Raw genomic sequence first — 20379 nt, forward strand, 5'->3', positions numbered from 1 at the left:
CGTGCTGACCTTCTTTAACGAACAGCACGGCCAGCTCCAGCCCCGGCATGCGCTCGTGCAGGGGCACCCTACCCCCGTGCGCGACACGCCCGACCGCATCGACGGCATCCTTGCCGAACTGGGGCGGCGCGGCCTGGGGCAGATCGTCACGCCGCACGGCGTGCCGCTGATGTCGCTCGAACGCGTGCACACGCCACGCTACCTGCATTTCCTGCGTACCGCGTGGAGCGAGTGGGTTGCCCAATCCCCCGCCCATGCCGGGCGCGACGCTTTTCCGTCGCAATGGCCGGTGCGCACACTGCGTGCCGATATCGAACCCGAGGATTTCGGCGCCCGCCTCGGCCTGTACTCGATCGACACGACCACGCCGCTGACCGCCGGCACGTGGGTGGCCGCCAAGACCGGGGCCGATTGCGCCGTCAACGCGGCCCATGCGCTGCGCGTCGGCGAGCGCGGCACCTTCGCGCTGACGCGCCCTCCCGGCCACCACGCCGGCGCGGATTTCTTCGGCGGCGGCTGCTACCTGAACAACGCCGCGCTGGCGGCCCGGCACCTGCTCGACGACGGGCTGCAGCGCGTGGCGGTGCTGGATGTCGATTACCACCACGGCAGCGGCACGCAGGGCATCTTCTATGAACGGGCCGATGTACTGTGCCTGTCGATCCATGCGGAACCGCGCCATGCGTACCCGTTCTACAGCGGACACGCGGATGAAACCGGCGGCGGCAGCGGCCATGGCTACAATGTCAACCTGCCGCTGCCTGCCGGCGCCACGAGCCAGGCATGGTTCACGGCGCTGGAAACGGCCTGTGTGCGGCTGGCGATGTACCGGCCGGAAGCCGTGGTGGTGGCACTGGGTGCCAACACGTTCCAGGGCGAACAGCATGGCGGCTTCGGCCTGCAGGGCGGTGATTACCTGCGGCTGGGCGAGCGGCTGGCCTGGCTGAACCTGCCCACCTGCTTCGTGTTCGAAGGCGGCAGTCCGCTCCGGGAACTGGGCGTGAATATCGTCAACGTGCTCGAAGGGTTCGAGACCGCGCTGTAGGTCGATTTTCACACTCCATTAAAATCGCTTGCAATTAAATCGCTCGCTATGTATAGTGTGTACATGGACGACGCGAACCGCGTCCCAGGCAGCAAAAAACCGTGATCGAGACGTGCTCCATAAATAGTGCACTATTGAATCGAAAATTACCTAACTGAAAGGAACTGCATCATGTCGATCGAAAATGTCCTGTACCGTGCCAATGCCAAATCCACCGGTGGTCGCGAAGGCCGTTCCGTTTCCAGCGATGGCGTGCTGGATGTCAAGCTGACCACGCCGAAGGAACTGGGCGGTAACGGCGCCGAAGGCACCAACCCGGAACAGCTGTTCGCCGCCGGTTACTCGGCCTGCTTCATCGGCGCGCTGAAATTCGTCGGCGGCCGCGACAAGATCGCCGTGCCGGCCGATACGTCGATCGACGCCACCGTGGGCATCGGCCCGATCCCGACCGGCTTCGGCATCGAAGTGGAACTGAAGATCTCGCTGCCGGGCCTTGACCGTGAAACGGCCGAGAAACTGGTGCAGGCCGCGCACATCGTGTGCCCGTACTCGAACGCCACCCGCGGCAATATCGACGTGACGCTGACGATCGTTTAAGCGTACCCGGCATCACCCGGCTCCGGCCGCTGCCTTACAATGCCCGCTTTGAGTGAAAACGACATGCGGGTATTGAAATGATCGAATGGCAGTGGCTGGAGTTTGAAGACATTCCCCGCAGGGACCTGTACGAAGTGCTGCGCCAGCGGCAGGAAGTGTTCGTGCTGGAGCAGACCTGCCTGTATCCCGACCTGGATGGCCTCGACGAAGCCGCCCATCACCTGATGGCATGGCAGACGATCGACGGCGAACGCCGGCTGGCCGCCTACCTGCGCTGCCTCGCCCCCGGCGCCAAGTACACCGAGATGTCCCTGGGCCGCATCCTCACCCCCGCCATCGCCCGCGGCACCGGCATCGGCCGCCTGCTGGTCGCCGAAGGCATCCGCCGCGCCGAACAGCAGCACCCCGGCCACCGCATCCGCATCGGCGCCCAGCAACGCCTGGAAAAGTTCTACCAGGGCTTCGGCTTCGCCACCATCAGCGCCCCCTACGACGAAGACGGCATCCTGCACATCGACATGCTGCGCTAGAACATTTCCTAAAACCGGGGTCAGACCCCAGTTTTAAGCAAATATTTCCAAAATTCGGGGTCAGACCCCGGTTTTTGGCAACATTCAACAACGGGGACTGTCCCTGTGGTTTTCCTGTAACTAAAAGCTGACGATGAAGCGGGCGCCGTTGCTGACCGAGCGGGCGTAGCGCACGGTGCCGCCGTTGCCGTGCACGAGTTGCCGAACCATGGCCAGGCCGATGCCGCGGCCCTGCTTTTTCGTCGAGAAGAACGGCGTGAAGATGTGCGCGGCGAGGTCGGCGGGCACGCCGGGGCCGTTGTCGGAGACTTCGATGCGCAGCCGCCCGCCGCGCCCCAGCCGCGCGCGCACCTCGGCGCGCGGGCGGGCAACCGGCGCCGTTGCCTCGCAGGCGTTCTTCAGCAGGTTGATCAGCGCCTGTTCGAGCTGGCCCGCGTCGACCATCACTTCCAGCGATGACGGCTCGACGGAAAACTCGGCGCCGCCGCCACGCGCCTGCCACTCCGGCCCGACGAGCGCCGCCAGCCTGGCGAACAGCCGGCCCAGGTGCACCCGCTCGGGCCGCGCCTGGGGCAGTGTCGACAGGCTCCGGTAGCTCGACACGAAATCGACCAGGCTCGCCGCCCGCCGTGCGATCGCGTCGAGCGCGGTGGACAGGTCATCGGCGGCATCGGCCGGCAGGTCCGCCGACAGCTCGCCAAGCAGATCGTGCGCCGTGCGCGACAGCGAGGCCACCGGCGTCAGCGAATTCATGATCTCGTGGGTCAGCACGTGCACCAGCTGCCGCCATGCGTTCAGCGCTTCGGCCTCCAGCTGGCTTTCGACCGGCATCAGCGCCGCCAGCCGCTGCCCCTGCCCCTGCACTGTCAGCGTGGAGACGGCCACCATCGCCCGCTCCAGCCCCCGTTCCGTGTCGAAGCCGACCAGCCGTCGCTCATCGGCCGGCTGGCCGGCAAGCTGCGCGTACAGCGCTGCCACGTCGCTGGCGCGCCCCGGCGCGACCAGCCGCCGCGCATTGGCATTGATCGGCGCGGCGATACCCGGCCCGGACAATCCTTCGATGCGGAACAACGCGATCGGCGCGTGCTCGAGCCGCGCCTCCAGTGCCAGCACCGTCGCCGTTGCCGGCCAGGCGGCAGGCGCGGAGGGCGTTTCCGGCCGCGCCACCGGCAGCCGCAAGCGCCGCAGGCAGCGCCACATCGCCAGCACCGCGCCAACGCCACCCAGCCCGCACAGCACCAGCAGCCGCGGCGAATCGGTCACCAATGCGGCACAGGCGCTCAGCCCCGCCAGCGTGGCCGCGCTGGCCACGACCCCGAGGCGCACGCCCCGCTCAGATGCCATGCTTGTCCAGCTTGCGGTACAGGGCGGCGCGCGACACGCCCAGCATGCGCGCCGCGTGGCTGATGTTGCCCTGCGCCTGCTCGAGCGCCGCGGCGATCGCCTCGCGTTCCAGCGACGACAGCGTGGCCTCCTCGCGCATCTGCACCAGCGTGGCCGGCACCGCCGCCGATACCGCCGAACCTGCGCACGGCGCGCCGCCGGCGGCCAGCCCGAAATCCTCGAGCCGGTAATCGGCCTGCGCGCCAAGGATGACGGCCCGCTCGCAGGCATGCCGCAACGCCCGCACATTGCCCGGCCAGCCATGCGCGCACAGCGCCGCCAGCGCGGCCGGCGCCACCGCCCGCGCCGGCCGCCCGTACTGCGCCTCGTACAATTCCAGGTAATGCCGCAGCAGCAGCGGCACATCGCCCGGCCGCTCGCGCAGCGGCGGCACGCGCAGCACGATCGTGTTGAGCCGGAACAGCAGGTCGGCACGGAACACGGAGGGATCGAACATGCGGGCTTCATCGAGATTGGTGGCGCTGACGATGCGCACGTCCACGCTTTCCGGCCGGTCGGCACCGATCGGTGTCACCTCGCGCCGCTCCAGCGCCGTGAGCAGCTTGGCCTGCGCCGGCAGCGGCATGTTGCCGATCTCGTCGAGGAACAGCGTGCCGCCCCGCGCGGCCTGGAAGCGGCCGGCACGATCGGCCTTCGCATCGGTAAATGCCCCCTTGCGATGGCCGAACAGTTCGCTCTCGAACGTGGACTCCGGCAGCGCGCCCATGTCCACCGACAGGAACGTGCCGGCCGCGCGCCGCGACTGCGCGTGCAGCGCACGGGCCACCAGCTCCTTGCCCACGCCGTTCTCGCCCAGCACCATCACGTTGGCCTCGGTGGGCGCCACGCCGGCGATCATCGCGCGCACCGCCTGCATGGGCGCGGAATCGCCCATCAGCGCGGAGGCGCCGGTATCGGTCGCGGGGCGCCGCCGCGCCAGCGCCGCATCGACGGCGGCAACGAGCCGCGCGTTGTCCCACGGCTTCGTGATGAAGTCGGCCGCGCCGCGCTTCAATGCCTCCACCGCCAGCGGCACGTCCGCATACGCGGTCAGCGCGATGACGGCCGGCGGCCGCGGCTGGCGGCGCAGCACGTCCAGCGCGGCCAGGCCTTCGGCACCGTCGGTGCGGCCCGGCGTGAAGTTAAAGTCCAGCAGCACCACGTCGGGCACCGCATCCGGCCCGCCGCGCGCCAGCATGCCGTGCAGCTGCGCCGGATCGTGCAGCACCGCCACGTCGCCGTAGCGGCGGCGCAGCAGCATGCGCGCCGCATAGGCCACGTCGGCATCGTCGTCGAGGATCAGGATGCGGGCGGTGGAATCGGGCATGGGGTCGGGGCTGGGCGATGGATCGGGGCATTCTAGCAGCAGCATTCGCCGTGCGGACAGCGGTTTTGCGACCTGTCCGGAAGCGGACACCCCGACTTGTCCGGTTCCGGCCAGGGACTGCCCCAACGCGCCGGAACGTGCCAGAATGTGCCGAAGCGCGCGCCGGAACAGGCCTGGCACATGGTTTGCAATAGAGAGGCCATGCACCAACTTCCTTTCCCCGACAACAGGCCGGCAAGCGGCGCGGCCATGGACACCGTCGTGCCCCGCCGCCATGGCCGCACGATCGCGCTCGCCGTCGCAGGACTGCTGGCGGTGCTGGCGGCCGCCTTCGCGATCTGGCACTGGATGCCGCGCGGCCTGCAAGTGGTGGCCGCCGACTTGCGCATCGCCACCGTCGAACGGGGCATCTTCCGCGACGACATCGCCGTGCGCGCCAATGCCGAGCCGCTCACCGCCGTGATGCTCGACTCGGTGGAATCGGGCCGCATCGAGGAAGTGCATGCACGCGACGGCGACCTGGTGACCAGGGGCCAGCTGCTGTTCCGCATCTCGAACCCGCAGCGCAACCTGGAACTGCTGGCGCGCCAGTCCGAGTACGCCCAGCAGATCTCCAACCTGTCCACGCTGCGGGTGGCGGAACAGAGTAACCGCACCGAGCGCCAGCGCCGGCTGGACGACCTGTCGTTCGCGCTGGAGCAGGCGCAAAAAACCCTGGCACGTACCGAACGGCTGGCCGGCCAGGGTTTCGTCTCGGCCGTGGCGCTGGAAGAAGCCGGCGACCGGCGCGACAAGGCGCGGCGCGCGCTCACGCTCGAGCAGCGAAGCATCGAAGCCGAGGACAAGGTGCGCGGCAACGCGCTGGGCCGCCTCGAGGAAACCATCCTCGGCCTGGCCACCGGCCTGCGGCTGGTGGAGCAGACCGTCGACGCGCTGGCCGTGCGCGCCCCGGTAGCCGGCCGGCTCACCGATTTCCGGCTGCAGGTCGGCGAGTCGATCGTCACCGGCAAGCGCGTCGGCCGCATCGACGATCCCCAGCGCTTCAAGCTGTCCGCGCTGGTCGACGAGTATTACCTGAACCGCGTATCCGTCGGCCGCCTCGGCGCGGTCACGCAGGATGGCCGCCGCTACGGGGTCAAAGTCGGCACCGTGTACCCGCAGATCAAGGAAGGCCGTTTCACCGCCGAGCTGCTGTTCACCGAAAGCCAGCCCGCGGTGCTCAGCCCCGGCCAGAGCCTGGATGCGCAGATCACGCTGGGCGAACCGGCGCCCGCGCTGCTGCTGCCGAACGGCGCGTTCGTATCCGACTCCGGCGCGGCCTGGGTCTACGTGCTCACCGATGCCACCCATGCCGAGCGCCGCGAGATCCGCGCGGGCCGCCGCAACAACGCGCAGATCGAGGTGCTGTCCGGCCTCGCCCCGGCGAGCGCGTGATCGTCTCGGGCTATGCCGCCTTCGGCAATTCGGTCCGCCTGCAGCTCCACTAAAACCACTTGCGGTAATCTTCATCACTCATCCAGGGGATATTCCATGCTCAAACTGTCAGGCGTCAGCAAGATCCACGTGGCCGGCGAAGTCCAGACCACCGCCCTCGACCGCATCGATCTCGAGATCGACGCCGGCGAATACGTGGCGATCACCGGCCCCTCAGGGTGCGGCAAGTCCACCCTGCTGTCGCTGCTCGGCCTGCTGGACGTGCCCACCAGCGGCGACTACTGGTTCGAAGGCCGCAACGTCTCCGGCTGGAGCGAATCGCGGCTGAACGAATTGCGACGCGGCCGCATCGGCTTCATCTTCCAGAGCTTCAACCTGATCGAGGAGTTGTCGGTGTTCGAGAACGTGGAACTGGCGCTCGAATACACCGGCACGCCGGCGCGCGAACGCAAGGTGAAAGTGGCGGCCATGCTGGAGAAACTGGGCGTGGCGCACCGCGCCAAGCACAGGCCTTCGCAACTCTCCGGCGGCCAGCAGCAGCGCGTGGCGATCGCCCGCGCGCTGGTGGCGGGCCCGGCGATCCTGCTCGCCGACGAACCGACCGGCAACCTGGACACGGCGCACGGCGACGACGTGATGCGCCTGCTGCGCACCATCAACGCCGAGGGCACCACCGTGGTGATGGTCACCCACTCGCCGGCGCACGCCGCGCAGGCGTCGCGCACGCTGAACCTGCTCGATGGCCGCGTCATCGTCGATGCGCTGCGTGCCGCATGAAGGCAGCCGATTTCCGTATCGGCTGGCGCCTGCTGCTGCGCGAGCCGGGCTTTTCGTTCGTGACCGTGCTGGGCATGGCGCTGGCCTGCACCGCCTGCTTCCTGCTGCTCGGCTACGTGCATTATTGCTTCAGCTACGACAGCCACGTGCCGGACGCGGCCCGCGTCGTGCAGCTGAAGCAGCGCATCAACTGGTTTCCACGGCCCGACTGGGAGGCCCGCGCAATGCTGCCGCTGCGCCAGGTGGCGCTGGACAGCGGCATGGTGGAGCAGGCCAGCATTGCCGTGCGCCTGCGCGCACCGGTACGGGCCGGCGAGCACCTGCATGACGTGACCCTGCTGGCCGTCGACCCGGCATTTGCCGGCCTCTTCGGCATCGTGCCGCTGGCCGGGGACCTGACAGCGGCATTGACCCGGCCCGATGCCCTTGCCGTGACCCGGGAAACAGCAGGCCGGCTGTTTGGCACCGCCACCGGCATATTGGACCGCACCGTGCAGGTGAACGGCGAAACACTGCGGGTGGCGGCCGTGCTGCCCGACCTGCCCGCCAACGCGACCACGCGCTGGGAAGCACTGACGGGCCCGCTCAGCCGCGCGCGCCCGGTGGCCGAGCGGACGCTGACGCCAGACTGGAACCGCGGCGGCATCTTCCTGAAGCTGAAGGCGGGTGCCGGCAACGCCGACTTCGTTGCACTGGAGGCGCTGCTGCAAAAGGCCATCGCCGACTCGCCGATGGAACAGCGCGTGCGATCCGGCGCGATGGGCAAATCGCTGCAGGGCCGCCCCGGCACCGAAGTCAAACTGCTGGCGCTGCCGGACGCCTACTTCGATCCCGACATGGCGGCCGGCCGTGCCGGCGACAGCTACGGCAAGCGCTCCAGCGTGCTGGGCCTGGCCGGCATTGCGCTGCTGATCCTGCTGCTGGCGGTGACGAACTACGTAAACCTGGCAACCGTGCGCGCGCAGCAGCGCCAGCGCGAATCCGGCCTGCGCAAGCTACTCGGCGCCAGCGCGCCGCGCATGGCGGCGCAGTTCCTCGCCGAATCGGTGCTGGTGGCCATGCTGGCAGCGGTACTCGGCATGATGCTGGCATGGCTGATGCTGCCCACGTTCGCCGGCCTGGTCGACCGCACATTGACCGGCTTCTTCGCGCCAGTGCGCATTGCCCTGGCGCTGCTGGCGGCGCTGCTGACAGGCACGTTGGCCAGTACCTGGCCGGCCCTGGTGGCACTACGGGTGCGGCCGGCGGCGGCCCTGGCGGGGCGCGACAACAGTGAAACGGTCGGCGGCCTGTGGCTGCGCCGCACCCTGACGGCGTTGCAGTTCGCCACCGCGATCGCACTGGGCGGCATGGCGATCGCCGTGGCCTGGCAAACGCGCTTCGCCAGCCATGCCGATCCCGGCTTCGATCCGCGGCAGCTGGTCACGATCGACGTGCCGCGCGATGCCACGGCAGCCGATACGATGGCGTTCGCCGCGGCGGTACGGCGGCTGCCGCTGGCCAGCGGCGCGGCGCTGTCCAACGAAGCGGTCGGCCGCGACGGCAGCAAGGTCGTGCAAAGCTTCCGTACCCGCGATGGCCGCGACATGCGACTGGAGATCAAGCCGGTGTCGCCGGAATTCTTCAAGGTGTACGGCATCCGGGCGCAGTTCGGCCGGTTGTTCGATGCCGGCAGCGACAGGCCCGATGGCGACGCGCTGGTGCTCAATGCCGCCGCGGCGACGGCACTGGGATACGCTACCCCGCAAGCGGCGGTCGGCCAGGCGCCGTTCGCCGAACGCGGCACGGTCGTCGGCATCGCGCCGGCCATCCGCCACAACGACCTGCGCCAGCGCACCGAACCGATCGTCTACGTGCTGTGGCCGAAGGACCATGGCGTGCTGACGCTGCGCACTGCCGCGGGCATGGAGGACGTGGAACGCGCACTGGCGCCGCTGTGGCAACGTTACTTCCCGGACCGGATCATGGCGGCGCAGCCGGCCGCCGCCCTGTTCGCAGCCACCTACCAGGAAGACGCGCGGCTGGCGCGCATGCTGGGTACGGCAAGCATGCTGGCGGTGGCGCTGGCCGCCTTCGGCATCTACGTGCTGGCGGCCTACAGCGTCCAGCGTAACCGCCGCCAGATCGTGCTGCGCAAGCTGTATGGCGCCGGCCGGGGGGCGATCGCCCGGCTGCTGGGCCGCGAGTTCGCCGCGCTGCTGGCAGCCGGCGCGCTGGTGGGATTACCACTGGCCTGGCTGGCGATCGAGCGCTACCTGTCCGGCTTCGTCGAACGCGCGCCGCTGGGCCAGTGGCCGCTGATCGGCGCCACGCTGCTGGCCGCCCTGGTGGCGCTGCTGGCCACGGCACGCCATTCGCTGGCGGCATTGCGGCTGCGGCCGGCCGGCGCATTGCGGGACTGAACCGGCACGGCCCAAAAAAATGGCGGCCCCGCGGGCCGCCATTTTTTGCGTATCTCGCTCAGCGCTTGATCGCCAGCATCTCGATCTCGAAGATCAGCGTGGCATTGGCGGGAATGGCGCTACCGCGGCCGGCACTGCCATAGGCCAGCGCTGGCGGAATGACCAGGCGGCGCTTGCCGCCGACGCGCATGCCGGCCACGCCCTGGTCCCAGCCGGCGATCACGGCGCCTTTGCCCAGCTGGAAGGTCAGCGGACTCGCGGCGGTGGCCTGGTCGAACTGCGTGCCCTTGCTGTCGGTCTTGGTGGTGTCCTGCAGCCAGCCCGTGTAGGCCACGGTCACCGAGTCGCCGGCGATCGCCTCGATACCCGTGCCCACGGCCAGGTCGGTCGAGACCAGCGTTGCGGGGACGACCGCCGGCGCTTCGTCGTCGGAACCGCCGCAGGCGGTCAGGAACAGCGCGCAAGCCAGCGTTGCGATAATTTGGAACATCGATTTCATGAAGTCACTCTTGTCTGTTAATACAAAACGGTTGGATGATCGTGCTGCCTGGGAAGCGGCAGTTTAACAGACTGCCATTGCCGCTCCCCGGGCACAACATTTCTTTACAAATTTGCCGGTCGTTTCACCCCTCAGATCTCGACCTGGGTGCCCAGTTCGATCACCCGGTTCGGCGGAATCTGGTAATAGTCGGCCGCGGCGCGCGCGTTGCGCGACATCGCCACGAACAGGTGTTCGCGCCATGGCGCCATGCCCTGCTGCGGCGCCGAGATCACGGTCTGGCGGGCGATGAAGAACGAGGTTTCCATCATCTCGAATGTCAGGCCGTACCCGGCGCACTGGTCGAGGATGACGGGAATGTCCGGCTCGTCCTTGAAGCCGTAGCTCACGTTGACCTGGTAGCACTGGTGCCCCAGGTCCGTGATGCGCACCTGGTTCTCGGGCGCCACGTAGGGCTCTTCCAGGATGTGCACGGTGAGGAATACCACGCGCTCGTGCAGCACCTTGTTGTGCGACAGGTTGTGCAGCATCGCATGGGGCACGCCATCGCTCTCGCCGCGCAGGAACACGGCGGTGCCGGGTACCCGCACCGGCGGCGCCACGAACAGGGAACTGAGGAAGTCCTCCAGCGGGATCGCGTGTTTTTGCAGGTTGAGGAACACGAGGTGGCGGCCGGTGCGCCACGTGAGCATGATGGTAAACAGCGCGGTACCCAGCAGCAGCGGCATCCAGCCGCCATGGAACAGCTTCAGCGTGCAGGCCGAGAACAGCAGCACGTCGATGACGAGGAAGAAGCCGGTGGCGGCGATGCATACCGGCAGCGGCAGGTGCCAGCGGTAGCGGATCACGAAGAACGTCAGGATGGTGGTGGCCAGCATCGTGGCCGATACCGCGATGCCATAGGCACCCGCCAGCGCGTCCGAAGAGCCGAAGCCCACCACCGCGATCAGCACCACGATCAGCTGCAGCCAGTTGACGGCCGGGATATAGATCTGGCCGATCTGGTGTTCGGACGTGTGCATCACGCGCATGCGCGGCAGCAGGCCCAGCGCGATGGCCTGCTTCGTCATCGAGAACGTGCCGGAGATCGTGGCCTGCGATGCGATCACGGTGGCCATCGTGGCCAGCACCACCAGCGGATAGATGCTCCAGCTGCCCAGCTGCTGGAAGAACGGATTCGAGATCGCTTCCGGCGCATGCAGCAGCAGCGCGCCCTGGCCGAAGTAATTCAGCGCCAGCGCCGGGAACGCCACCATGAACCATGCCATGCGGATCGGCTTCTTGCCGAAGTGGCCCATGTCCGCATACAGCGCCTCGGCGCCGGTAAAGGCCAGCACCACGGCGCCCAGGCCCACGAACGCGATGAAACCGTTGTCGATCATGAAGTACACCGCGTGCAGCGGGTTCAGCGCGCGCAGGATGTCGGGCCGTTCGACGATGTTCACCAGGCCCATGGCCGCCAGCGCGGCGAACCACAGCACCATGATGGGCCCGAAAAAGCGGCCGATCCCGGCCGTGCCGTGCCGCTGCACCGAATACAGCAGCACCAGCACCACGATCGTCAGCGGCACGACATAGGGGGCCAGCGCGGGCGTGGCCACTTCCAGGCCTTCCATCGCGCTCAGCACCGAGATGGCGGGCGTGACCACGCTGTCGCCGTAGAACATCGTGGCGCCCAGCACGCCCAGCACCAGCAGCGGGAAATGCCACCCGGAGCGCTTGCTCACGGAATTGAGCGCCAGTGCCATCAGCGCCATGATGCCGCCCTCGCCGCGATTGTCCGCGCGCAGCACCAGAGTCACATACTTCAGGGAAACAACGATCGTCAGGCCCCAGAAGATCAGGGACACCACGCCCAGCAGGTTGGCTTCGTTCAGCACCAGGCCATGGTCGGGGTCGAAGATGGTTTTCAGGGTATAGAGGGGGCTGGTACCGATGTCGCCGTAGACGATGCCCACCGCCGCCAGCGTCAGGGCGGCGAGGCTGCTTTTCTTGTCTGTCAAAGTTGCACCCGAAGTAAATTTTGCGCATTGCACAATAGGCCAACTGCCCTTGAAAAGCAAGCTGGCGGCCCCCAGCGCATGCCATGCCGTTGTGTTAAGGTCGCGCCTCGTGAAAGGATGCCGCGATGACCGCCGCAAGGACCAGCTCAATGAACAGCTCAGTGACCAGCCCAATGGCCGATGCAATGACCATCGATGAAGCGACGCCGGCCGATGTGCCCCGCCTGTTCGAGGTGTGGCAGGCAGCGGTCCGCGCCACCCATGATTTCCTCACCGGGGAAGCCATCGACACCCTGGCGCCGCTGGTACGAGAACTGCTCGGCACGTTTGCTCCACTGTACTGCCTGCGCGACAGTACCGGCGCGCCGTACGCGTTCATCGGCGTGGCGGCTGGCAACATCGACATGCTGTTCGTCCACCCCGACCGGCGCGGCGGCGGCGCCGGCCGCGCGCTGGCGGCATTCGCCATCGGCACGCTGGGCGCCACGAAGGTCGACGTCAACGAGCAGAACGGCCAGGCCGCCGGCTTCTATGCGCGGCTGGGGTTCAGGCAGGTCGGGCGCTCGGAACGCGACCCGTTCGGCCATCCGTACCCGATCCTGCACCTGGAGCTGGCATGACGAAAGAAAGACAAGGCGCGGGCGTGCTCAATGCCACGACCGCCTTCCTGCTGTGGGGCCTGTTCCCGCTGTATTTCCATGCGATCGGCGAAGTGCCGCCGGTGGAAATCCTGGCGCACCGCATGGTGTGGTCGCTGCTGTTCCTGTGCATCGTGCTGACGGTACGCCGCCAATGGAAGTGGCTGCCGGACGTGCTGCGCAAGCCGAAAGTGGTGGCCACGTTCGCCGCCAGCGCCCTGCTGCTGTCGGCCAACTGGTTCATCTATATCTGGGCCGTCAACAATGGCCATGTGATCGATGCCAGCCTGGGCTATTTCATCACGCCGCTGTTCAACGTGCTGCTGGGCCTGTTCGTGCTGAAGGAACGGCTGCGCGGCGGCCAGTGGATCGCCATCGGCGTGGCCGCCGCCGGCGTGGCATGGCTCACCTGGCAGGCCGGCACGCTGCCGTGGATCGCGCTGGTGCTGGCCGCCACGTTCGGTGCCTATGGCCTGCTGCGCAAGACCGCCGCGCTGGCGGCGCTCGAAGGCCTGTCGTTCGAGACGCTGCTGCTGTTCCCCCTGGCGGCCGGCTACGTGGTCTGGCTGACGGTGCACGGCGCCAATACGTTCGTGAACACGCCCAGCGACACCACGCGCGCGCTGCTGGTGGCCGCCGGCCCGATCACCGCGATCCCGCTGCTGCTGTTCGCCGCCGGCGCGCGGAAAATCCCGCTGTCGGTGCTGGGCATGCTGCAGTACATCGCGCCGACGATCCAGATGGTCCTCGGGCTGGTCGTGTTCCACGAAACGTTCACCAGCGCGCGGCTGGCCGGCTTCATCGTGATCTGGAGCGCGCTGGCCCTGTACGTGGCGGAGGGGTTCATCACGTCGCGGCGGACGGCGGCCAGCTAGCGGCTCACTGGCCCTCCCGCCACGTTTGGCGTATCCTTGTTGACCTTCTTTACAGTCACCTCACTCAATTCGAGAATTTCTCAATGGCAAATTACGTCTATACCATGAACCGCGTGGGCAAAATCGTCCCGCCCAAGCGCCAGATCCTGAAAGATATTTCGCTCTCGTTCTTCCCGGGTGCGAAGATCGGCGTGCTGGGCCTGAACGGCTCCGGTAAGTCGACCTTGCTGAAGATTATGGCCGGCATCGATACCGACATCCAGGGCGAAGCGCGCCCGATGCCGGGCCTGTCGATCGGCTACCTGCCGCAGGAACCGCAGCTCGATCCGGAAAAAACCGTGCGCCAGGAAGTGGAATCGGGCCTGGGCGAAGCGTTCGAAGCGCAGGCCAAGCTCGACGCCGTGTACGCCGCCTATGCCGAGGAAGATGCCGACTTCGACGCGCTGGCCGCCGAACAGCAGCGCCTGGAATCGATCCTGGCGGCCGCCGATGGCGGCAACCTGAACCTGCAGCTGGAAATGGCCGCCGATGCGCTGCGCCTGCCGCCTTGGGATGCGAAGATCGGCGTGCTGTCGGGCGGTGAAAAGCGTCGCGTGGCACTGTGCAAGCTGCTGTTGTCCAAGCCGGACATGCTGCTGCTCGACGAACCGACCAACCACCTCGATGCCGAATCGGTCGAATGGCTCGAACAGTTCCTGCTGCGCTTCCCGGGCACCGTGGTGGGCATCACCCACGATCGCTACTTCCTCGACAACGCCGCCGAATGGATCCTGGAACTGGACCGCGGCCACGGCATTCCCTGGAAAGGCAACTACAGCTCGTGGCTGGACCAGAAGGGCGCGCGCCTGAAGCAGGAAGAATCCACCGAATCGGCCCGCCAGAAGGCGCTGAAGACGGAACTGGAATGGTCGCGCCAGAATCCGAAGGCGCGCCAGGCCAAGTCGAAGGCCCGCCTGGCCCGCTTCAACGAACTGTCCGAATACGAATACCAGAAACGCAACGAGACGCAGGAGATCTTCATCCCCGTCGCCGAACGCCTGGGCAACGACGTCATCGAGTTCAAGAACGTATCGAAAGCATTCGGCGACCGCCTGCTGATCGACAACCTGTCGTTCATCGTGCCGCCGGGCGCGATCGTGGGCATCATCGGCCCGAACGGCGCCGGTAAATCCACGCTGTTCAAGATGATCGCCGGCATCGACACGCCGGACAGCGGCGAAGTCGTGATCGGCAAGACCGCCAAGGTGTCGCTGGTGGACCAGAGCCGTGATGAACTGGCCAACAACAAGACCGTGTTCGACGATGTATCCGGCGGTGCCGACATGCTGAGCGTGGGCCGCTTCGAGATGCCGTCGCGCGCGTATCTCGGCCGTTTCAACTTCAAGGGCGGCGACCAGCAGAAGATCGTCGGCAACCTGTCCGGCGGCGAACGCGGCCGCCTGCACCTGGCCAAGACGCTGCTCAAGGGCGGCAACGTGCTGCTGCTCGATGAACCGTCGAACGACCTGGACGTGGAAACGCTGCGCGCGCTGGAAGACGCGCTGCTCGAATTCGCCGGCTCCGTGATGGTGATCTCGCACGATCGCTGGTTCCTGGACCGGATCGCCACCCACATCCTGGCCTTCGAAGGCAATTCGCAGGTGACGTTCTTTGACGGCAACTACCAGGAATACGAAGCAGACAAGAAGAAACGCCTCGGCGAGGAAGGCGCCAAGCCGAAGCGCATCCGCTACAAGCCGCTGACGAATTAAGCCGGCTTGGGCGAACAAAAACGGACTCCCGACGGAGTCCGTTTTTTTTGCTCTTCATCTTCTCTCACGAAGACAAGCTCTTCCGGTGAGGCGGGCACAGGGACATTGGCGTTCTTTTCGAACCGCCGTTGTCGCGCCCGGCCTCGATCGGTACAACGCCGGCTTAGAAGCTGTAGCGTGCGTTCAGCGACACGGCACCCTTGCTGCGGCCCACGTCGATGTCGTTCTTGCCGTAGTGCTCATATTCCAGCGACAGCGCCACTTTCTCGTTTACCGCATATTCGGCGCCCAGCGAGGCATAGACCGAATTGCGGCTGCTGTCGCCGTTCCAGGCGGCGGCCAGGCCGGTGGCACTCACTTCATTCTTGTTGTGGGCCACGCCCAGCTTGCCGAACACGTTGACCTTTTCCGCTACCGGGTAGCTGGCCTTGCCGGCCAGGTAATACGATTTCGAATCCGCTTCGGCACGGCCGCTGGCACCGTTCACCGTGTAGGCGTAATCGGATTTGCCGAAGTCGGTGTAACCGGCTTCCACGGCGAACATCGGGTTGATCTGGTAGCCGGCGAAGAACTTGCCGCCGTATTCGTGCTTGCTGTTGTCCACGCCGGACGTATCGTTGCGCAGCTCGTAGCGATGTTCGCTGACGACGCCGCCGATACCGACATACGGCGATCCATCGGCAGCATGAGCGGAAACGGCACCGAAGGCGGCAGCGGAAGCAACAATGGCAAGAATGGTGTTTTTCATGATTGATCTCTCAGCAAAATGGTTGTTCTGACGGTGCTGCGGGATCGCTGTTCATTTATGTGAGGAACCGCGATGAGACCAAGATATCATCGGACCTCATTTATAAAAGGTCCATTTCCGTAATAATTGTTAGCAGATGTAATGACCATTGAAACGAAGGGAACACCCCCAAACTGGCGGCGTTCCCTTAAAAAACCCTAATAAAGTGTTGTCGTGAAACGCTTTCAGCGAATCATGCGAAAGGTGAGGTTGACGCGCAGGCCGCGTGGCCTGGTTTCCTTGTTGATGCCATGGCGCCAGTGCTCCTGTAGCGCACCGGCCATCAGCAGCAGGCTGCCGTCGGTCAGGTCCAGCTTGAGGGTGCCCGCCCGTTTCCTGTGCTTGAGGATGAAGGTGCGCGTGGCGCCGAACGTGACGGACGCAATGACGGGCTCGGGGCCGAGCTCGGGCTCGTCGTCGCTGTGGAAGCCCATGCTGTCGCGCTCGTTGCGGTAGCAGTTCAGCAGCACGCTGTTGAAGCGCGCGCCGGTGGCCTCTTCCACGGCGCGCTTGATGTCGAGCAGCAGCGGCGTGAACGGCAACGGGTGGAAGGTGCGGCCCGAATAGGTATAGCGCGCCTCGCCGTACCAGGCGGAAAGCCGCGGCTGCTTCTGGGCCTTGCCGAACAGGAAAATGGTTTCTTCGCGCCACGCGATCTCGTCGAGCAGCCGGCGCAATATCACGTCATTCGGGATGTCGAGCGGCAATTGCGACAGGAACGACAGTGCGCCATCCTCGATCGGTATGGGCTGCAGGGTGGCGTCGGCGGAGAACAGGTCCATGACGCATGATAATGGCGGCTTCGAGCCACCAAGACAAGGAGGAAACCTGATGGAAAAACGTACGTTCCTGGCCGCGCTGGCGGGTACCGGCGTGGCAAGCGCCGGAGCGGCACTGGCTGCCCCGGCACTCGCCGCGCCGAAGAACACCAGCCGCGGTCCCACGCTGCTGACGGTCACGGGCGCGGTCCCGCAAGCCAATCGCGGCAAGTTCGACCCGGTGGCGGACCAGATGATGTTCAAGCAGAAGCTGTCGTTCGACAAGGCGTGGGCGTTCGACTACGCGGCCCTGGCCGCGCTGCCGGCGCTGACGATCCGGCCCACGCTGGAATACGACAGCAAGGTGCATGCGCTGTCCGGCCCGCTGTTGACGGATGTGCTGAAGGCGGCCGGCGCCGCCGTCGCCGACGGCACCCGCATCACGCTGCGCGCGGTGGACGGCTATGCGGCATCGATCACCGGCGCTCAGGCGCGCAGCCAGCGGTTCATCGTGGCGACGCGGATGGATGGCGCACCGATGGCGCTTGGCGGCCTGGGCCCGCTGTGGGCGCTCTACGATGCGGACCGGGTACCCGAAATGGCGGCAAGACCCGTGGCCGAGCGCTTCGGCTCGTGCCCATGGGCCCTGTATCACATCGATGTAGCGTAACTTGCGTCAGGCGTAAGCTTCGGCCAGCGACATGACACGCGGCGTGAACGTGATGCCCACGCCGCCGAAGATCGCGGTGATCTGCGCCATGTTGGCTTCGCACTCTTCCAGCTTCCATCCCTTGAACAGGTCGGTGCCATCCTTGTGGAAATGCAGGTCGAGCACCTTGCCCCGGTCCTTGTGGGTGTAGGCGGAGCTGTGGGTTTGCTGGAAGCCGGCGGCAGCCAGGGCTTCGAGCACGCCGGCCGGCGGGTTGGCCGGATCGGTTGCCAGGTAGACGCCATAGGTCTTGCCAGGCGGTTTGGCGGCGATATCGACTTCATAGATGCCGGGCGCCTTGGTCACGGTCGTGGACTTCAGAAATAACATAACGATCCCTTGTCCGGCGCGGCGCCGGGCGATAAGCGGTAAAAGAGGATCTAGCTTATTGCCTTCAGCCAATTTTGTCGATCATCCTGACGTATTTTTGCTGTAGCGCAACGCTTTTACGCCGAGGCGACAAGATTGCGTTCCGGTTAATCTGGTATGGATGCCCACCGAAGGCGCCTGTCCTTGGCGCTTGGGCTTGGGCTTGGGCTTGGGCTTGCGCTTGGGCTTGGGCTTGGTGTTGGGGCTTAGCGTTTCCTTGCCGCCAGCGCGGCCGTGGGCGGCACCAACGCGCCGTACAGGTTGCCGGTATCGGCATCCCATGCCGATACCGCGGCCTGCTGCCGCTGCACGGTCGCGTAATCGCCGCGCGCCACCGGGCCGGACAATGCCCCAGCGGCCCCCATCCGGAACACGTTCGACAGCGATTCCTGCGCCAGTGGCCGCGCCAGCTCGCGCGCCACGTCTTCCGGGATGCCGGCTGCCTGCCAGGCACGCAGCGCGGCGTCGAGCACGGTGACCAGGTAATTGCTCGCGAACACGGCCGCGGCGTGATAAACCGTCTTGGCCGCAGGGTCGATCGGCACGGGCCGGGCGCCGATCGCCTCCAGGGCCGGCGACAGCCGTGCCAGCGCCCCGGCCTCGCCCTCAATGCCGCAATACGTGCCGGCAAAGGCCGCCACGACGGCTTCGGGATCGGCAAAGCTGCGAATCGGGTGCACGCTCGCCACCAGCGCACCGGCCTGCCGCGCCGCCTCCAGCGCTCCCGAGGCCAGCGCGCCGCTGCAGTGGAACACGATGGCGCCTTCCAGCGGCCGGCTGGTGGCCAGTGCCGCGCAGGCGGGAACGATCTGGTCGTCCGTCACGGCCAGCATGTAGACATCCGCCTCGGGCAACGCCGCGGCATCGACGACGGGAACGCCGGCACCGATGAAGGCCACGCCGCGCCGGGCCGACGCCGGCGAGCGCGCCAGCACGCCCGCCACGTCGAACACGCCGGCGTCATGCCACAACCGCCCCAGTGCACGGCCCACATGCCCGGCGCCGACGATGGACAGCCTGCGCATCAGAATCCCGATCCCGGCTGCCGCAGGAACTCCACCTCGTCGGGCGTGGACGTGCGGCCGAGGATCTCGTTGCGGTGCGGGAAGCGGCCGAATTTCCGGATCACGTCACGGTGGCGCTTCGCGAAATCGAACATGCTTTCGAAGCCCGTGCTGCCGGCGGCCAGCTTGTCGAACAGGATCACCGAACGATCCTGCATCGACAGGTTCTCGGCATGCTCGAACGGCATGAACGAGAAGGCGCGCTGCACCGGTGGCAGTGTCTGGTTCGCGCCGGAATTGTCGATCGCGAGCGCGGCCTCCAGCGCCAGCGAATCGCCGGCAAACGCCTTCGGCGTGCCGCGGTAGATGTTGCGCGTAAACTGATCCAGCACCAGGATGCGCGCGAGCGCGCCTTGGGTACCTTCGTCGTCCCACTGGCGCAGGCCGCCGGCCAGCGCATCCTCGACCGCGTCGCCGAAGTGCCCGAACACGGCGCGGTCGAACGCGTCATCCTTGCGGAACCATTCCGGCCGCTGCGTGTTGTGGCCCTTCACGCCGATCGGCAGGAACCAGAAATCCAGTACGTCTTGCGATGTGACGAGCATGATGTTTCCCAAAGTTTCCTCAAACCGGGGTCAGACCCCAAGAACAGGAAATATTTCCTGAAACTGGGGTCTGACCCCGGTGTGCGGCAATATCAGTTGCAGGCTTCGGTCGCGGGCGCCGATTGCTTGCGTCAGTTACGTGCTTCAGTTGCGTGCATGCGTGAGCTGGAACCCGTCCACGCCCTCGTAGTGCGCCATCTCGGCGGCCAGCGTGCCGAACGGGGCGCCGCTGCGCTTGCTGTGGGCAAGCGCCACGAAACGCCATTCCATCCGCCCGCCTTCCAGCGCGATCATCAGCGAGCCGCCGGCGATCTCGTAACCGCGCTCGGTTGCCATGCGGCGCAACGCATCTTCCGAAGGCTGGTAGCCCGGCTTGAAGCGCAGCGTGATCGCGATCGCGTGCCGCGACGGCAGCCAGGCTTCGATCCGCGACAGGTAGATCATCACCACCGCCGACAGCAGCGCCAGCCCCATCGCCGCGGCATAGAAGCCCACGCCGACGAGGATGCCGATCACGGACGATGCCCAGATCGACGCCGCCGTCGTCAGCCCGCTGATGTTGAACCCCTCGCGCATGATGACCCCGGCCCCCAGGAAACCGATGCCGGTCACGATGCCCTGTACCACGCGGGTCGGATCGGTACCGACCAGCGCCGTCATGTGCCCGCCGAACCAGTGCTCCGGGTAGCCGCCGATCACCGTCAGCGCGGCCGATGCCATGCATACGAGGCCATACGTGCGCATGCCGGCCGCGCGGCCGTGATACGAGCGCTCGTACCCGACCAGCATGCCGAGCAGCAGCGCGCCCAGCAGGTTCAGGAAGATCACGCCGTTCGTCAGCAGCTCCGTGGACGACCAGTACGCCCCCAGCATGTCGAGCGTCATG

At 66.7% G+C, this 20379-nt stretch carries 20 protein-coding genes; 10 read left to right on the forward strand and 10 right to left on the reverse strand.

The genetic code is table 11. The features are described 5' to 3' along the window. Nucleotide 1: 1 nt before the first annotated feature. From GJV26_RS12895 to GJV26_RS12905, 3 genes are all read left to right on the forward strand, one after another. Nucleotides 2–1045, forward strand: coding sequence for a histone deacetylase family protein (locus tag GJV26_RS12895; protein ID WP_189441736.1), 1044 nt, complete (start codon nucleotides 2–4; stop codon nucleotides 1043–1045). Between the two features lie 171 nt (nucleotides 1046–1216). Then, entirely contained in the window at nucleotides 1217–1642 is a 426-nt protein-coding gene (locus tag GJV26_RS12900; protein WP_155709155.1) for an organic hydroperoxide resistance protein, read from the forward strand. A 77-nt stretch (nucleotides 1643–1719) separates the two neighbouring features. Beyond that, on the forward strand, nucleotides 1720–2172 hold the full coding sequence (locus tag GJV26_RS12905) for a GNAT family N-acetyltransferase (RefSeq protein WP_155709156.1): 453 nt from the start codon (nucleotides 1720–1722) through the stop codon (nucleotides 2170–2172). Nucleotides 2173–2292: 120 nt separating this feature from the next. On the opposite strand, the gene GJV26_RS12910 is transcribed toward GJV26_RS12905, so the two are convergent. Both GJV26_RS12910 and GJV26_RS12915 read right to left on the reverse strand, forming a co-directional pair. After that, nucleotides 2293–3516 (reverse strand): sensor histidine kinase, encoded by a 1224-nt coding sequence (locus GJV26_RS12910; protein WP_155709157.1) that lies wholly within the window; start codon nucleotides 3514–3516, stop codon nucleotides 2293–2295. Further along, nucleotides 3506–4882 carry a sigma-54-dependent transcriptional regulator gene (locus GJV26_RS12915; RefSeq protein WP_155709158.1) on the reverse strand — a complete coding sequence of 459 codons (1377 nt, stop codon included), beginning with the start codon at nucleotides 4880–4882 and terminating at the stop codon, nucleotides 3506–3508. Before GJV26_RS12915 ends, GJV26_RS12910 begins: the two co-directional genes overlap by 11 nt. A 201-nt stretch (nucleotides 4883–5083) precedes the next feature. Here GJV26_RS12915 and GJV26_RS12920 point away from each other — a divergent pair, with 201 nt between their 5' ends. The 3 genes from GJV26_RS12920 (at nucleotide 5084) to GJV26_RS12930 (ending at nucleotide 9495) form a co-directional block, all read left to right on the forward strand. Beyond that, nucleotides 5084–6316 (forward strand): efflux RND transporter periplasmic adaptor subunit, encoded by a 1233-nt coding sequence (locus GJV26_RS12920; protein ID WP_229419279.1) that lies wholly within the window; start codon nucleotides 5084–5086, stop codon nucleotides 6314–6316. Nucleotides 6317–6412: 96 nt separating this feature from the next. After that, nucleotides 6413–7093, forward strand: a complete 681-nt coding sequence (locus tag GJV26_RS12925; RefSeq protein WP_155709159.1) for an ABC transporter ATP-binding protein — start codon at nucleotides 6413–6415, stop codon at nucleotides 7091–7093. Continuing rightward, complete coding sequence (locus tag GJV26_RS12930) at nucleotides 7090–9495, forward strand: ABC transporter permease (protein WP_155709160.1); 2406 nt, start codon at nucleotides 7090–7092, stop codon at nucleotides 9493–9495. Before GJV26_RS12925 ends, GJV26_RS12930 begins: the two co-directional genes overlap by 4 nt. Nucleotides 9496–9553: 58 nt before the next feature. Here the strand turns inward: GJV26_RS12930 and GJV26_RS12935 are convergent, their stop codons facing one another. Together GJV26_RS12935 and GJV26_RS12940 are read right to left on the reverse strand one after the other, a co-directional pair. Further along, entirely contained in the window at nucleotides 9554–9994 is a 441-nt protein-coding gene (locus tag GJV26_RS12935; protein ID WP_155709161.1) for an FKBP-type peptidyl-prolyl cis-trans isomerase, read from the reverse strand. A gap of 131 nt (nucleotides 9995–10125) precedes the next feature. Continuing rightward, complete coding sequence (locus GJV26_RS12940; protein ID WP_155709162.1) at nucleotides 10126–11997, reverse strand: potassium transporter Kup; 1872 nt, start codon at nucleotides 11995–11997, stop codon at nucleotides 10126–10128. Nucleotides 11998–12182: 185 nt separating this feature from the next. Between GJV26_RS12940 and GJV26_RS12945 the strand changes: the two genes are divergently transcribed. The 3 genes from GJV26_RS12945 to ettA all read left to right on the forward strand — a co-directional run bounded on the left by GJV26_RS12945 (nucleotide 12183) and on the right by ettA (nucleotide 15261). After that, nucleotides 12183–12617 (forward strand): GNAT family N-acetyltransferase, encoded by a 435-nt coding sequence (locus tag GJV26_RS12945; RefSeq protein ID WP_155709163.1) that lies wholly within the window; start codon nucleotides 12183–12185, stop codon nucleotides 12615–12617. Beyond that, entirely contained in the window at nucleotides 12614–13510 is an 897-nt protein-coding gene (gene rarD, locus GJV26_RS12950) for an EamA family transporter RarD (RefSeq protein WP_155709164.1), read from the forward strand. Before GJV26_RS12945 ends, rarD begins: the two co-directional genes overlap by 4 nt. A gap of 83 nt (nucleotides 13511–13593) precedes the next feature. Continuing rightward, on the forward strand, nucleotides 13594–15261 hold the full coding sequence (ettA, locus tag GJV26_RS12955) for an energy-dependent translational throttle protein EttA (protein ID WP_155709165.1): 1668 nt from the start codon (nucleotides 13594–13596) through the stop codon (nucleotides 15259–15261). Nucleotides 15262–15424: 163 nt separating this feature from the next. On the opposite strand, the gene GJV26_RS12960 is transcribed toward ettA, so the two are convergent. Both GJV26_RS12960 and GJV26_RS12965 read right to left on the reverse strand, forming a co-directional pair. Further along, entirely contained in the window at nucleotides 15425–16009 is a 585-nt protein-coding gene (locus GJV26_RS12960) for an outer membrane beta-barrel protein (protein WP_155709166.1), read from the reverse strand. 224 nt (nucleotides 16010–16233) lie between these two features. Then, nucleotides 16234–16830, reverse strand: a complete 597-nt coding sequence (locus tag GJV26_RS12965; protein WP_155709167.1) for an alpha-ketoglutarate-dependent dioxygenase AlkB family protein — start codon at nucleotides 16828–16830, stop codon at nucleotides 16234–16236. Between the two features lie 49 nt (nucleotides 16831–16879). On the opposite strand from GJV26_RS12965, the gene GJV26_RS12970 reads away from it, so the two are divergent. After that, the gene (locus GJV26_RS12970; RefSeq protein ID WP_155709168.1) at nucleotides 16880–17476 is read left to right on the forward strand and encodes a molybdopterin-dependent oxidoreductase; all 597 of its coding nucleotides are present in this window, start codon (nucleotides 16880–16882) and stop codon (nucleotides 17474–17476) included. A 6-nt stretch (nucleotides 17477–17482) separates the two neighbouring features. Here the strand turns inward: GJV26_RS12970 and GJV26_RS12975 are convergent, their stop codons facing one another. From GJV26_RS12975 to GJV26_RS12990, 4 genes are all read right to left on the reverse strand, one after another. Further along, nucleotides 17483–17845: a hypothetical protein gene (locus GJV26_RS12975; protein ID WP_155709169.1), complete on the reverse strand. Its 363-nt coding sequence runs from the start codon at nucleotides 17843–17845 to the stop codon at nucleotides 17483–17485. Nucleotides 17846–18090: 245 nt separating this feature from the next. Continuing rightward, entirely contained in the window at nucleotides 18091–18909 is an 819-nt protein-coding gene (locus GJV26_RS12980) for a Rossmann-like and DUF2520 domain-containing protein (protein ID WP_155709170.1), read from the reverse strand. After that, on the reverse strand, nucleotides 18909–19493 hold the full coding sequence (locus GJV26_RS12985; protein WP_155709171.1) for a DUF924 family protein: 585 nt from the start codon (nucleotides 19491–19493) through the stop codon (nucleotides 18909–18911). The genes GJV26_RS12980 and GJV26_RS12985 overlap by 1 nt, the downstream gene beginning before the upstream one ends. Before the next feature lie 144 nt (nucleotides 19494–19637). Further along, the gene (locus tag GJV26_RS12990) at nucleotides 19638–20378 is read right to left on the reverse strand and encodes an MgtC/SapB family protein (protein ID WP_155709172.1); all 741 of its coding nucleotides are present in this window, start codon (nucleotides 20376–20378) and stop codon (nucleotides 19638–19640) included. Between the last annotated feature and the right edge of the window lies 1 nt (nucleotide 20379).

This window comes from Pseudoduganella dura, assembly GCF_009727155.1.
GTDB lineage: Bacteria > Pseudomonadota > Gammaproteobacteria > Burkholderiales > Burkholderiaceae_D > Rugamonas > Rugamonas dura.